We start from the raw sequence: 14321 nt of genomic DNA on the forward strand, positions 1-14321 counted from the left end.
ATTTTGAGAGGAGTTTCCCCATGTTGAAGAAGTTTACCATGCTTGGCATTTTGGCTTTGTCCCTGATGGTACAGCCGTTCGCGGCTCAGACACATGCGGCACAAAATGACCAAGAGGCATTAGCAAAACAGTTGAGCATGCTGGAGAGCGGCATCGTCCCCACTACAGCGGCAGAAACCGTCCATACCTGGGCACGAGCAGTAACAGAGCGCAACGGCGCTTTGCAATACGCCCTTTTATCCGAGAACGCCAAGCAGAGCGTCAAAGCATCTTTTTCCCAATTTGGTTGGGTGACGGGAGCGTCCAGCCCCTGGGCGGAAACGTTCCAGATCACCAGCTTGCCGGATAGAAGCGAGCAAGGCGACCTGATGTACCAGGTGGACTTTGACGTGTATACCTCTGATAAATCCGGGAAGGATCGGGCGATTGTGACGGTATCGCCAAAAGGAAAAAAATGGTTTGTCGAGGCGGTCGCCCCAGCCGATGAGAACGTGATCGGGATCTGGAACACGCCGGAATCCATCAATGAGCCGAACGTCGAGAAAACGATGAAGCAGATGAAGGCTTATACCACCGCCATGGGGTACAGCTTGTCCCTTCCGGCAGATGTGACCGGCAAGATCGTGCTGGAGCAAGGTACGTGCAGTAATGAGGAAGGCAATCCGCCTTGTGCGCACTTCCTATACCAAGACAAAGCAGGCAAAAAAGAGCCGCTTTTGACCGTGATTCGCCTGAGCAAAGAACAAGAAAAAAGGGAGTACTATCAGGAGCATCCTTTCCTGCAAAAAATCGGGGAAGGAAAAAACGGTTCCTATTACTGGATGACCCCAAGCGAACACCCTTATGCAGGAAACGAGTATTCCGAGGCAGGCTTGGAGTGGAGCTTGCTGGTGGAAATGCTGATAGAGCGGGTTAACAAAGCTTCCAGCTTGTCGTAAATGAATATGGAAAACTCTCAGCCTGCCAGTTATGACACGGCTGAGAGTTTTTTCATCCTGTCTTGCTCGCATCGTCATGTAAAAGGAGAGAGCCATGGAGAATCAATGGAGAATTTCAAAATACGATCCTGAATGGAAGCGTCTTTTCCATGATGTAGCTTCCATATTAAGGACCTCGCTGGGGGATTTGGCGATTCGGATCGATCATGTCGGATCTACTTCCATTGTTGGTTTGGATGCAAAGCCGATTATTGATATCCAGATCTCAGTAGCGGATATGGAAGATTTGCCAGCCTATAAACACAAGATGGAAGAAGTCGGATTCGTCTTTCGGGAAGAAAATCCGGACAAGACCAAAAGGTATTTCCGGGAGCTTCCCGGCACTCGCAGAATTCATATTCATGTAAGGCAAGCCGGGAGTTTTTCCGAACAAGCCACGCTGCTCTTTCGAGATTATTTGCGCGTACACCCTGCGGATTGCTTGCGATATGCCCAGGAGAAGCATCGATTGATGGCGCTGTACAAGAATGAACGCCCGAAGTATGTAGAAGGAAAAGGACCAATCGTGTGGGATATCATCCAAAAGGCTCATACATGGTCGCAAGAAGTCGGGTGGAAACCGGGTCCATCGGACAAATAAACGGTTGATATCAGGTGTTGACAACCGGAAGAGCTTGGAATACAATTATCTTAAATTTAAGATGTTTTTTATTATAAATCACAAATTAGAGATAATAATGACGAAATGGTGTTGAGAGGAGTACAGCCTATGAACGACTTTTCCAGCCTCATCCGCTTGCGAAGATCTGCAAATAAATTTTTGCCTGATGTGAAGATTTCCCGGGAGGACCTGGACGAAATTTTCTCGGATGTCAAATTTGCGCCAACCGCCTTTAATCTCCAGCATGCTCACTATCTTGTAGTCGATTCACCAGAGATGAAAGAGCGCATGTTTGAAGCGGCGAACAGACAATATAAGGTCAAAACGGCATCTGCTGTCATCCTGGTGCTAGGCAACAAAATGGCGTATCAGAATGTTGGCAAGGTGAATGAGGGGCTTTTGCAGCTAGGGATTCTCAGTAAACAGGAATTTGACCATACCGTATCCTCTGTGACCTCTTTTTACGAAAGCAGAGGAGAGTCGTTTCTGCACGACGAGGCAATCCGCAATGCCAGTTTGTCTGCCATGCTGTTCATGCTGGCGGCGAAGGACAAAGGGTGGGATACATGCCCCATGATCGGGTTTGATCCCGTGGAGGTAAGCAAACACCTAAACATCCCGGATACGTATGAGCCTGTATTGATGATCACCATCGGCAAGGAGGATCTGTCCTCCCAACGAGTGAGGGGCTATCGCAAACCGACAGGAGAGTTCGTCAGCTACAACGCATTTCAGTGAAAATCATAATGAAAGGTTGGTTCCAAGATGAAACAACAGACTTCGGGAATACATCACATTACGGCTTTTGTAACCGATCCGCAAAAAAACGTCGACTTTTACGCCGGGTTTCTCGGCTTGCGTCTGGTGAAAAAAACCATCAATTTTGACGCGCCGGATGTCTATCACTTGTACTTTGGCAACGAAGCCGGCAGTCCTGGTACTGCGATGACCTTCTTTCCTTGGCCGGAGGCACGCTTGGGCAAGGTAGGCGGAGGGCAGGTCGGGTATACCACCTTTGTCGTTCCTATGGGGGCATTATCCTTTTGGGAAGAGCGCTTGCGCAAGTTCAAGATGTCTTACTACCGCATTCAGCGATTTGGGGAAACCTATCTGCAATTCCAGGACAAAGACGGCTTGCAGCTGGAAATCGTAGAGCGTGAGGAGGGGCCTGCAAGCAAGTGGTCGTTTGGTGGCGTGCCTGCCGACAAGGCGATCAAGGGCTTTGGCGGCGCGATCCTGTACAGCCTGCAGCCTGAAAAAACGATGCATGTGCTGGAGAATCTGATGGGGATGGAAAAAGTGGCAGAAGAGGAAGGCTTGGTCCGTTTCCGTACCGTTGGCGATCTGGGCAATGTGATTGATATCAATGCAGCTCCCATGCCACGCGGACAGGAAGGGGCAGGAACCGTTCATCACATCGCCTGGCGGGCAAAGGATGATCAGGATCACAGACAATGGCAGGAGAATGTAGGCCGCTACGGTCTGCATCCTACAGATATCGTCGACCGCCAGTATTTCAACGCGGTATACTTCCGTGAAAACGGCGGAATCTTGTTTGAGATCGCTACAGATCCACCAGGATTTGCCTTGGATGAACCGATGGAGAGCCTGGGTGAAAAACTGATGCTCCCCGAATGGTATGAACCGTATCGGACCCGTATCGAGCAAGGCTTGCTGCCGTTTGAAGTACGTGTCTTGGAGGAGGATCGGGCATGATTCACCTTTTTCAAAAGGGGAGCGATGCAGAAGCTCCCGTCTTGCTGCTGTTGCATGGAACGGGCGGCAACGAGCGCGACATGCTCCCTCTCGCCCCGATGATTCATCCCGGTTCGTCCGTTCTCAGCGTCCGTGGAAATGTTCTGGAGAATGGGATGCCGCGTTATTTCAGACGTTTGGCAGAAGGGGTATTTGATGAGCAGGACCTGATTTTTCGGACTGAGGAGCTGCAGGCTTTTCTCGACCAGGCGTCCTCCGAATACGAGTTTGACCGTGGGAACATCGTGGCAGTCGGCTACTCCAATGGCGCCAATATCGCCGGGAGCCTGCTCTTCCACTATGAAAATGCGTTGAGAGGAGCGATTCTCTATCATCCGATGGTCCCGCGCAGAGGAATTGCCTTGCCGGATCTCGCGGGAATCCCGATTTTTATCGGAGCGGGCAAAAACGACCCGATTTGTCCCCTCCCAGAGACAGAAGAGCTGTCGCGTCTCTTGGAAGAGGCTGGTGCTTCCGTGAATCTGCATTGGGAGATGTACGGACATCAGCTAACAGAGGGAGAAGTGCGGGCATCCGCTGCCTGGTTTGCGAACAATTTCATTGACATCGCATGAACGAGCTTACGTGTAAAGGAACTCTTTTTCCAAAGGGTTCCTTTTTTTTATGGGATGTCAGATTATAATGGAGTCATAGCAAGAAAGGGTGACGAGCATTGGAAAAGGTTAATCTGAAGCAAAAGTTTTCGCTGTTTCACGAACACTGGAGCCCGCGAATTGCCGGGGAGATCAACGATTCCTATGTAAAGCTCGCGAAGTTCAAAGGAGAATTCGTCTGGCACCACCATGAGCATGAAGATGAGCTGTTTCTGGTGGTTAAAGGAAGGCTGCTGATCAAATTTCGGGATCGCGACGTCTGGTTGGAAGAAGGCGAGTTTCTCATTGTTCCAAAAGGGGTAGAGCATATGCCTGTCGCGGAAGAAGAAGCTCATGTCCTGCTGCTGGAGCCGAAAACGACGCTGAATACCGGAAACCAGGTAAATGAACGAACCGTGTCAGATCTGCCAACGATCTAAGTGGACTGACAGTAAGGAATGACAGGAAAATGGTTAAAAATCCAGGTGGAAAGAGGGGGCTCCATGCAACGGGCAGAGGGATTGAAAAAGCAGCTATCACAGATTGTCGAGGATGCAAAGGGAACGTGGGGAATTGTAGTCGAGGAAGTAGGACAAGGCATTTGTTATGAGCATCTTCCCGATCAGTCTTTTATCGCAGAGAGCGTCATTAAGGTTCCGATCATGGCAGCGGTGTTTGCTGCTGCTTGGCAGGGCGAATTTTCACTGGAAGATCGGCTGGTGCTCAGACGGGAGGATATGGTGCAAGGCTCCGGGATGCTCTTCGCTCTGTCTCCCGGACTGCGACTCTCGATTCGCGAGCTGGCAACGCTGATGATTATCCAAAGCGACAACACCGCGACCAATATACTGATCGATCTGGTAGGGAAAGAGCGGATCGATCAGACGATGCGCGAGCTGGGGATGAAGGAGAGCCGATACGTCCGCAAGCTGATGATCTACCCGGCTGACAATCCGGGGAACAATACGATCACGGCACGGGATGTCACAACAGTGCTGAGTCAGCTCGGAGCAGGACGCTATCTTTCGGCGAAGGCCTGTGAAGAGATGGTCGCCATCATGAAAAAGCAGCAATTCCGCAACGGTTTGCCTTCGCTTTTACCGGTGGCTGATGATGGAAAAGGCAAGGAAATGCTTGCGACAGACTGGGAGATAGCCTGCAAATCCGGCTGGGATACGGGAAGGCAGCATGATGCAGGTCTGTTGTATACGCAGGGGCGTTGTTTTGCGATCACAGCTTTGTCCCAGGACGTGGAGGCGGAAGAAGCCTTGCATACGCTCGGCAGCATCGGCAAAGCAGTGTACGATTACGCGAAGAATGGATAGATTTTTTTCAATTTTGTGAACCGTCTGGACGCAAAGAGGAGGTCATGACATAGTGGTGAAGAGGTGATAAAAAATGGAAATCAGCCCATCGGTAGAGTCAGGTTTTCTGGATGTGAACAGAACTCGTTTTTATTATGAAGTGACGGGCACAGGAGAGCCGCTGCTGTTGATTCACGGCTTCAATCTCGACACCCGCTTGTGGGACGATCAGGTGGAAGAGCTGTCACAAAAGTTCAAGGTAATCCGCTTTGACATCCGAGGCTTTGGGCGAACGCCTGCGACCGAGATCCCCTTCACCCTGTATGATGATACGCGGGCAGTCCTGCAAGCTTTGGGGGTCGAGCAGGCGCATGTGGTAGGATTATCGTTTGGCGGCATGGTGGCGGTGGAATTTGCACTCGCCTACCCCGAAATGGTGAAAAGCCTGACTCTCGTCTCGTCAGGCTTGATGGGGCATCCGCGCAGCGAGCAACGGATTCGCGATACGGAGCGCTTTCAGGAGATATGCCAAAAGGGGACACGCGAGGAAGCGGTGGAGATGACCATCCAGATGTGGTTCGACGGTCCCGGTTACCCTGCGAATGAAGCTGCAGGAAAAGCGAGGGAACGGTACCGAATCATGACGGAGCATGCCTTTTCCTTGCCGGAGTTCGGAAAAGGGCTTTCTGTACTTTCACCTCCGCCCAACGAGCGTCTGGAGGAAATTCACGTCCCAACCCTCGTCATCGCCGGAGATCGGGATTATCCTGATTTCTTGCAGATTGCCGACGTCCTGGCAAAAAAGATTCCAGCAGCACAAAAAATCGTTATCGAAGGCTCTGCCCATATCCCTCCGATGGACCAGCCAGAGGTCTTCAACCGTCTGTTGCTTTCTTTTCTCGAACAGCACACTTGATTTCCATTTCAAAAATAAAAGAGGGCACTCAGGAAGTATATCTTCTTGAGTGCCCTGTATTGCCTTCATGAGAGACTTGAGAATGCATCCACGATGACCAGACAAAGCTGGTCGAGGAAAAAGGAGAAATCAACCCGCCTGGAGCGTTTTCTCCTTTTTCCGCCCCTCCACTACAGTCCGATCAAACGGCTTTTCTTTTATTCAACCTCACTAAGCTCAATCCCAAGTGCATCCGCAACACCCTTGCCATAAGCAGGGTCTGCCTTCAGGCAATTGCTGATATGTCTGATCTTGATTTCCTTCGGCGCATCGCCCATGGCACGAGCGGTATTTTCAAACAAAACCTGCTGCTGCGCCGGGCTCATCAGATTGAACAATCGCCCTGGCTGCGTGTAGTAGTCGTTGTCATCTTCACGGAAATCCCAGTGGGCAGCAGCGCCTTCGAGAGCGAGTGGCGGCTCGCTGAAATCAGGCTGGTCCTGCCATTCGCCGTAGCTGTTTGGTTCATAGCCGATCGTGGAACCGGCGTTGTTGTCCACGCGCATTTGGCCGTCGCGATGATAGCTGTGGAATGGACACTTCGGCGCATTCACCGGGATTTGGTGATGGTTTACTCCCAGTCTGTAGCGTTGGGCGTCGCCGTAGGAGAACAGACGGCCCTGCAGCATTTTATCAGGCGAGAAGCCGATTCCCGGAACGATGTTCGCAGGGGAGAAGGCGAGCTGCTCCACTTCGGCAAAATAGTTGTTCGGATTGCGGTTCAATTCAAAATAACCGACTTCGATCAGCGGATAGTCCTTTTTGTACCACACTTTGGTCAGGTCAAACGGGTTGTACGGCATTTTGGCCGCATCTGCTTCCGGCATCACCTGGATATACATGGTCCATTTCGGGAAATCGCCCTTTTCGATGCTGTTGTAGAGGTCTGCCTGATGGCTCTCCCTGTCTTGGCCGATCAGCTCTGCTGCTTCTTCGTCCGTCAGGTTTTTGATGCCTTGCTGGGATTTCAGGTGGAATTTCACCCAGAAGCGTTCATTTTTATCGTTGATCATGCTGAATGTATGGCTGCCAAATCCGTGCATATGTCTGTAGGACGCTGGGATTCCGCGATCACTCATGACGATCGTCACCTGGTGGAGCGCTTCAGGCAACGATGTCCAGAAGTCCCAGTTGTTCTTCGCGCTGCGCATGTTGGTGCGCGGATCGCGTTTGACGGCGCGGTTCAAGTCAGGGAATTTCAGCGGGTCGCGGATGAAAAAGACGGGCGTATTGTTGCCGACGAGATCCCAGTTTCCTTCTTCGGTATAAAATTTCATGGCAAATCCGCGAATATCACGTTCCGCATCGGCCGCACCGCGTTCACCGGCTACGGTGGAGAAGCGCACGATCATTTCCGTCTGCTTTCCGATTTCGGAAAAGATTTTTGCTTTTGAATATTTTGTAATATCATGCGTTACCGTAAACGTACCGTAAGCGGCGGAGCCTTTGGCGTGCATCCGTCTTTCTGGAATGACTTCTCTGTCAAAATGGGCGAGCTTTTCCAAGAACCAGACATCCTGCAGCAGCATCGGGCCTCTGGGGCCAGCCGTCATGGAATTCTGGTTGTTGGCGACCGGCGCACCGGCCGCTGTTGTGAGTTTTTTCTTTTCCGTCATACTCCTCTTCCCCTTTCTCATCGTGCGAACCTTATTTAAAATAATTATAATATGATAATCATTATAATTTAGTATCTGGGCTTTTGCAACCAGCAAACTGTTTTGAAGAATTTCCCTCATACGACATTCCGCGACATTGGCTTTCCTGTTATACCCTATTCAGAACAGGCATCACTCATACCAAAGGAGTAGTGACGACCTGTTGTCGCGTTTTACATGACTTCCTTTAGCATGGGAGCCGATCGGGGAATGATACATTGAAAGCGCGTTGCGGCATGTCCGGCAGGATGCTCCTTGAGGATTCCCATTTTGACAAAAAAACGCAAAGCCGTGTAGACCGTGGAGAGTGTGATATTGGGCATCTCCCGTTTCAGGGCGATGTAGACATCCTTGGCAGTCGGGGAGTCGAGTGTGGAGAGCATATGCAGCAAGACTGCCCTCCGCTGTACAGTAAGTCGCTTGCCTAGATATTTGACCTGCTGCGTGACACTCGTGATTTGTGGTTCCATCGCAGCTCACCCCTTATTTAAAATTATTATTATGTAATTTTAATTATCATCTTCTTTTTGAGCTCCGTCAATCCTTTTCTTTTAAAGCAGGATATGGTACGTTATGGGCGATTTTGTAACAGGCAGGAGTGGAGTGTGTGTCACGAAAAAAACGAGCAATCATCCCGATCGACAGTCCGCGAAGAAAAGGGCTGGAGTACCTGATGCTGGTAATCGGCTCACTGGTTCTCGCAACCAGCTTCAATGTGTTCCTCAATCCCAACCAGATTGCCTCAGGCGGCGTCTCCGGGCTTTCGACCATTCTGTTCAACCTGTTCGGCTGGTCCCCGGCCATCTTCCAGTGGGCCATCAATATTCCCTTGCTGCTGCTGGGAATGAAAATGTTGGACAAGCAGACTGCCATGAAAGCAGCAGTGGGCTCTGTCGTTTTGCCGCTTTGCGTGATGCTGACGAGCCATTTGCAGCCGCTGACGAACAACACGCTGCTCGCCAGCATATACGGCGGGATCGGCGTCGGGCTGGGGATTGGCATTGTGTTTCGCGGCAGGGGCTCGACAGGCGGTTTTGCTATCGCCTCGCAAATCTTGCATAAGCATTCGGGGCTGAGCCTGGGAGCCAGCGTAGCCGTCTTTGATGGCATGGTGATCGCACTGGCAGGGATTGTTTTCGATGCGGAAAAGGCACTTTTTGCCCTGATCGCCTTGTTTGTCACCAGCAAGACCATTGATATTGTCCAGATGGGCTGGAACACCACCAAGGTCGCCTACATCATTTCGAATGAAACAGAAACCTTGAGGGAGACGATTTTGTATGATCTGGACCGAGGAGTAACCTTGCTGGATGCGGCGGGCGGGTATACGGGAGATCATCGAAAAGTGTTGATGGCCGTAGTCAGCCAAAGTGAAGTGAGCAAGCTGAAAATGATGGTGCGCTCGGTTGATCCGGATTCGTTCATCATTTTATGTCCTGCGCATGAGGTGATTGGAGAGGGGTTTCGGGCTGTTTAGAGAACGCCTAAAAAACAGGAAGGAGGCAAGATGCCTTCTTCCTGATGTGAGCTCTACAATTTGCTGACGAGCTGATTTAGATTTTCTGCCATACTGGAGAGTTCCTCGGTTGCGGAAGCCGTTTCTTCTGTGCTGGCAGAGGTTTGTTGTGTGACTGCTGCGATATTTTGGGCAGATTGGAGAATTTCATTTGTCTGGGCTGCCTGCTCTTCGCAACTGGCGGCAACTTCCGTGATTCTCGCTGCAGAGTTTTTGACATACTCGATAATTTCCGTGAAGGATTGGCCTGCGTGCAGGATCAGTTCGTTGCCTGAACGCACCGTTTCCACGGTATCCTGGGTACTTTCCTGCATCCTCTGCACCAAGTGGATGATTTCCTTGGTTGCTTCGCCGCTTTGGTTGGCGAGCTTCCCTACGGAATCTGCTACGACGGCAAAACCGCGCCCATGTTCACCGGCGCGCGCTGCTTCAATCGAAGCGTTGAGAGCCAGCAGTTTGGTTTGATCGGCAATGTCTTTGATCGTCGTGACGATCACGTCGATTTTCCGCGAGTTTTCCAGCAGGTAATGGACCTTTTTCGAGATGTCCTGCATGCCCTCCATCGCATTGTTCATCAGATGTCCGCCATTCTCGGCAGCAGACGAGGTCTGGTTGACCAATGTGCTGGTTTCTTCGATGTTGGCGGAGATTTGGCTGATCGCGATGTCCATCTGCTCGATCATTTCCGTGATAGAGTTGACCATGCTGGCTTGATGCTGGCTCCCGGAGGCAACTTCCTGGATGCTTGCAGTAATTTCTTCGGACGAGCTGGCTACGGTATGGGAGGATTGCACAATATTGCTCGCTACTCTTCGAATATCGCGAATGATGAGGAGGATCAAGGCAACCCCGGCCAAAGTGGCAATGGACATAACCGTAATCAGGATGTACAGGGATGTTGTATAGACATTGACGGATTCATCTGTCGCAGCAAGTGCGCTCTGCTTGTTGAACTCAATCATGCGCGCGAGATCTTCTTGAGCGGTTTCCCAGGCAGCGACCGTCTTTTTCAATTCGGAGATAATGTAGGCGGAGTCAGAGCCTTTGGCAGTGGTAATCATGGCTGGGACCTGATTTTTATACACTTCCCAAGATTTAGAAAATTCCTCGAAGTATTGCCGCTCCTGCGCTTCTTCATCCGTGATGGTCATTTCATACTCTTGCAAAAGCTTGTCGATTTCCTCAAGCGTTTGAAGGATTTCCTTCTCTCTTTGCTCCATTTCCCGGGAGTCATTTTCCAATCCCATGCTGTTCAAAAGACGGGGAGTATCTGAAGATAGCTTGTTAATCTGACCCAGCATCACGACGCTGGGCAGCCAATTGTCCTGAATATCTTCCGCTTTCACGCCCATTTGCTTCATTTGAAAAATCGATAAGCCCCCACTGACGATGACGAAACCCAAAAGAACAAGGAATCCGAGCAAAATCTTTTTTTGGACGTTCAAGTTTGTTTCCTCCCAGATGTGAATTTGTCGCTGATGGAAAATAAGTACCCCGATTTTATAGCCTCCAAACTACAATAAAGCTAAAAAATCATAATATTTTTTTGTTCTTACTATAATTATCCCAGTTCATGAAATGACTAGGCGAAAAGGGGAAATCTCCCTGAGAATAACCGGTTCACAAATATGACAAGTGTTCGTGTGAATGGATTTCAGTCCCGCATCTGCTATAATAAAAGGGTCATGCCATCTTGAATGTAGGAGTTGAAAGCACAATGTACAACATGTTAAGAGAATCGCATGTTGGCGGTTGGGAAGTAGCATTTGTTCTGTTGATCATTGGCTACATATTGTACCGGGCGGGAAAAGCAAAAGCAGGCAAAATCGTACATATGGTTTTAAGATTGATGATGGTCATTATCCTCTTGTCTGGAGCGGGGCTGCTCTTCGGGTATCACGCGAGCGACATCTTTTACTACGTGAAGGCAATTCTGGCTATCGTGGTCTTCGGGCTCATGGAGATGTCGATGGGACGGGCCTCCAGGAATCAGCCGAGCACCGGCTTCTTCATTGGCGCCCTTGTCGTCATGGTCTTGGTCATTCTGCTTGGCTATCGGGTTATCGCCTAGTTCTTCATAGATTGCAGTAACGGTAAAAGGCTTTCTTCCACTGGTTCCGGTGGAGGAAAGCCTTTTTTTCGCATAAAAACCTTCCACCATGAGCCGCCGATGGGACGGTGTGAGCTGGCGAACATGGTGACGCCCTCGAGAAACGCAGATCACAGAACAATAATGCTTTAATCCGAGGGGGCATTAAGTTTGCGGGATGATTAACGGTTAGATTATTTTCATAATTTGGACATAAAAATGCAATTAATGGTAAAATAAAGGAATTCATAGTTTCGTGATTCCTAACGGGATTCGTTGTTCGATAAGCTGGTCTGTGTTCGGGAGCCCTGATTGAAATGACCAGAGCAAGACAGGAGGATTCATATGGAAATAGATTCAAACTACAATGTCATAGAAATATTAACTGTAATTTTAGGCTGGCTTGCTATTATTTTTTTTGCCTATACAATTTATCAAAAACAAATGGTGAAACCGAAAGTATGGGAGATTCCACTCATAATACTCGTTGGTCTTTTTTCCTTTTCAATAAATTGGAAGATGTTTGATGTGATGGTTCAGCTTCCGATTTTACCTCTTGGTGTATGGATCTTGTATTTTGTTTTTAAAGGGAAAGATCAAAGGTGGCAGACTTGCCGATCTTTTGCTTGGTTAGGCTTTGGGGCGAATTTTATTTTCTTGGCATCAACCTTACTAACATTACCAGTCCATCATGTGATATACCCCAAAGACGACCTATCAGTTTACATCTCAAATGTTGAGAATGCTTCCATTATCAATATTCACCCATCAGCGAAAGACAGGTCACTAAATAAAGATAGCCTTCTCAAGCAACTCGATACAATGAGACAGGAAGCGATTTATAGTGATCAGTGGTACAAAGAGACCTATATGGATCCTTCATCGAGTAAAAGAAACGAACGGTTTCCATATCTACTCATTGGAACCTCATCAAAATGGGGTAGTGGTCTTCATGCATTGATTTATATTGAAGACGATGGAAAAGGATTATTGTTATCAACACCGAAAAAGGAACTTTATTTTCGCTCCAAAGATTCACTTTTAGAGGGGGGAGAATAAATGACGAAGAAAAAGATAGGGTCTCTTGGATTTTTCATTATTTTGCTATCCATTATTGTATACTGGTTCTATTTTTCGAGCCCTGCTCCTTTTCCACCTAATCAACAATTGATTGATGAGATGAATAGAATCTTTCCAAAGGCGACCGCAAGTATCATTCAAGATACAATTCCGATTGACGAGCGGCACGTATTAGTTCCTTTCATATCCCAAAAAGATGACTACGGTCTTAGTTATTGGGTATGGAAACATCATAAATGGCAGGTTGCCTCGATTGATACAAAGGGGGAACCCATGTTATGGAAGCTAAATGGAAACGATCCTTCATCGTTTTATTTCGTTTGGAATATTAACCCAAGGGATCATTTGCATTCTATTCATTTTTATCTCATTCGAAACAGAGGATATCGTATCGCAGAAGGGATAGAGCGCTACTATCCAAGAGTACAAATGGAGAAGAAAGTCTCCATTCAAGAGAAATCCTATGGAGCGATGCAACTGTCCGACGAATGGGTAACATTCATGAATGCATACAGCAAAGTAGAATCGGCAAAACAATTTCCCGAACAAAATATGTTTTTGGGGTGGACTCCATATGATCAGACAAATAAAGAAACCTTTCCCTGGAGCTCTGTAAATGGAACAATGTATTTAAATAGTAAAATTGACTTGGACTATTTGATGACAGTAGGCAAGGGAGACATCGAGATTCCAAGATAGCAATGATTAACGCTTAAAGAGACTTTTGCCTATACGGTGAAGAGATCGGCCGGTCCGCTGTTATGGAGTAAGAAAAACGGACAGGAGTTTTTCCTTCCATTGGTGTATAATGGCGGAAGACAATTGGTTTTCATATCCACTTTTTGCAGACGGCTTCATCGCTGGAGGATGAAGCCGTCTGTTCACATCTGGGCTTTTACGGGAGATTATCGGAAGAGAAAAATAGAGCGGGAGTGAATGAGCAACGTGAAGCTTTTATTGGTTGAAGGATATCAGGAAATGAGCAAGGTGGCAGCACAGCTTTTTGCCCAGGAGGTAAAAAGAAAACCCGATCTGGTGCTCGGCTTAGCTACTGGGGGTACGCCTGTAGGCATGTACGAGGAATTGATTCGGATGCACCGGACAGAAGGACTCAGCTTTTCACAGGCGACGAGTTTCAATCTGGATGAATACGTAGGGCTGGACGCCCAACACCCGCAGAGCTACCGGACGTACATGCAGGAGCATTTCTTCGCGCAGATCGACATGGCTGCCGAGCGTACGAACATCCCACGAGGGGACGCACAGGACCTGGAGCAGGAATGTGCACGCTATGAGCAGGCCATTGCGGAAGCGGGAGGAATCGATATCCAGGTGTTGGGGATCGGCACCAACGGCCACATCGGCTTCAATGAACCCGGCTCTCCGGCCTCATCGAAGACCCGAGTGGTCCAATTGACTTCCAGCACGATTGAAGCGAATTCCCGTTATTTTGAATCAGTAGAAGAAGTGCCGACGCAAGCGGTCTCGATGGGAATCGCCACGATACTCGGCGCGAAAAAAATCGTCTTGCTGGCAAGCGGAGAGGCCAAGGCTCAAGCCGTACGAGACATGCTGGAGGGCGAGATGACACCGGATGTCCCGGCATCCTTGCTGCAAATGCATCATGATGTGACCGTGATTGCGGATGCTCCGGCAGCTTCCCTCTTGTCTGCTGTCACGGTGGACGGGGCCAAGAAGGAGTAGGCAGCGGGCAGGTTGACGCTTGTTCACCAATCTGTTTCGAATATCTGTGAATCCCTTATGCTATACTGGGA

At 49.1% G+C, this 14321-nt stretch carries 16 protein-coding genes; 13 read left to right on the forward strand and 3 right to left on the reverse strand.

Annotated elements, in window-relative coordinates; translation table 11 throughout:
• The first annotated feature begins 20 nt into the window (after nucleotides 1–20).
• The 8 genes from EDM58_RS11425 (at nucleotide 21) to EDM58_RS11460 (ending at nucleotide 6167) form a co-directional block, all read left to right on the forward strand.
• Complete coding sequence (locus tag EDM58_RS11425) at nucleotides 21–938, forward strand: hypothetical protein (RefSeq protein ID WP_122913457.1); 918 nt, start codon at nucleotides 21–23, stop codon at nucleotides 936–938.
• A 94-nt stretch (nucleotides 939–1032) separates the two neighbouring features.
• The gene (locus EDM58_RS11430; RefSeq protein WP_122913458.1) at nucleotides 1033–1578 is read left to right on the forward strand and encodes a GrpB family protein; all 546 of its coding nucleotides are present in this window, start codon (nucleotides 1033–1035) and stop codon (nucleotides 1576–1578) included.
• Between the two features lie 129 nt (nucleotides 1579–1707).
• The gene (locus tag EDM58_RS11435) at nucleotides 1708–2337 is read left to right on the forward strand and encodes a nitroreductase family protein (protein ID WP_122913459.1); all 630 of its coding nucleotides are present in this window, start codon (nucleotides 1708–1710) and stop codon (nucleotides 2335–2337) included.
• Nucleotides 2338–2364: 27 nt separating this feature from the next.
• Entirely contained in the window at nucleotides 2365–3315 is a 951-nt protein-coding gene (locus EDM58_RS11440; protein ID WP_122913460.1) for a ring-cleaving dioxygenase, read from the forward strand.
• Entirely contained in the window at nucleotides 3312–3929 is a 618-nt protein-coding gene (locus EDM58_RS11445) for an alpha/beta hydrolase (RefSeq protein WP_122913461.1), read from the forward strand. The genes EDM58_RS11440 and EDM58_RS11445 overlap by 4 nt, the downstream gene beginning before the upstream one ends.
• Before the next feature lie 98 nt (nucleotides 3930–4027).
• Nucleotides 4028–4387 carry a cupin domain-containing protein gene (locus tag EDM58_RS11450; protein WP_122913462.1) on the forward strand — a complete coding sequence of 120 codons (360 nt, stop codon included), beginning with the start codon at nucleotides 4028–4030 and terminating at the stop codon, nucleotides 4385–4387.
• Nucleotides 4388–4450: 63 nt separating this feature from the next.
• On the forward strand, nucleotides 4451–5272 hold the full coding sequence (locus EDM58_RS11455) for a serine hydrolase (protein WP_122913463.1): 822 nt from the start codon (nucleotides 4451–4453) through the stop codon (nucleotides 5270–5272).
• Nucleotides 5273–5345: 73 nt separating this feature from the next.
• Nucleotides 5346–6167 (forward strand): alpha/beta fold hydrolase, encoded by an 822-nt coding sequence (locus tag EDM58_RS11460; protein WP_122913464.1) that lies wholly within the window; start codon nucleotides 5346–5348, stop codon nucleotides 6165–6167.
• A gap of 197 nt (nucleotides 6168–6364) precedes the next feature.
• Here EDM58_RS11460 and EDM58_RS11465 read toward each other — a convergent pair whose 3' ends face one another.
• Nucleotides 6365–7822 carry a catalase gene (locus EDM58_RS11465; RefSeq protein WP_122913465.1) on the reverse strand — a complete coding sequence of 486 codons (1458 nt, stop codon included), beginning with the start codon at nucleotides 7820–7822 and terminating at the stop codon, nucleotides 6365–6367.
• Between the two features lie 212 nt (nucleotides 7823–8034).
• Complete coding sequence (locus tag EDM58_RS11470) at nucleotides 8035–8331, reverse strand: Fur family transcriptional regulator (protein ID WP_122913466.1); 297 nt, start codon at nucleotides 8329–8331, stop codon at nucleotides 8035–8037.
• Between the two features lie 137 nt (nucleotides 8332–8468).
• Here EDM58_RS11470 and EDM58_RS11475 point away from each other — a divergent pair, with 137 nt between their 5' ends.
• Entirely contained in the window at nucleotides 8469–9338 is an 870-nt protein-coding gene (locus tag EDM58_RS11475; protein ID WP_122913467.1) for a YitT family protein, read from the forward strand.
• Between the two features lie 53 nt (nucleotides 9339–9391).
• Here the strand turns inward: EDM58_RS11475 and EDM58_RS11480 are convergent, their stop codons facing one another.
• Complete coding sequence (locus EDM58_RS11480; RefSeq protein ID WP_122913468.1) at nucleotides 9392–10822, reverse strand: HAMP domain-containing methyl-accepting chemotaxis protein; 1431 nt, start codon at nucleotides 10820–10822, stop codon at nucleotides 9392–9394.
• Between the two features lie 272 nt (nucleotides 10823–11094).
• Here EDM58_RS11480 and EDM58_RS11485 point away from each other — a divergent pair, with 272 nt between their 5' ends.
• The 4 genes from EDM58_RS11485 (at nucleotide 11095) to nagB (ending at nucleotide 14250) form a co-directional block, all read left to right on the forward strand.
• Nucleotides 11095–11448, forward strand: coding sequence for a YisL family protein (locus EDM58_RS11485; protein WP_122913469.1), 354 nt, complete (start codon nucleotides 11095–11097; stop codon nucleotides 11446–11448).
• A gap of 363 nt (nucleotides 11449–11811) precedes the next feature.
• A complete protein-coding gene (locus EDM58_RS11490; RefSeq protein WP_122913470.1) occupies nucleotides 11812–12525 on the forward strand; it encodes a hypothetical protein in 714 nt (237 codons plus the stop codon).
• Entirely contained in the window at nucleotides 12526–13245 is a 720-nt protein-coding gene (locus EDM58_RS11495) for a hypothetical protein (protein WP_122913471.1), read from the forward strand. It begins immediately after the preceding gene.
• Nucleotides 13246–13491: 246 nt separating this feature from the next.
• Entirely contained in the window at nucleotides 13492–14250 is a 759-nt protein-coding gene (gene nagB / locus EDM58_RS11500) for a glucosamine-6-phosphate deaminase (protein WP_122913492.1), read from the forward strand.
• Nucleotides 14251–14321: the final 71 nt, after the last annotated feature.

Origin of the sequence: Brevibacillus panacihumi (assembly GCF_003710985.1) — a bacterium.
Taxonomy (GTDB): Bacteria; Bacillota; Bacilli; order Brevibacillales; family Brevibacillaceae; genus Brevibacillus; species Brevibacillus panacihumi.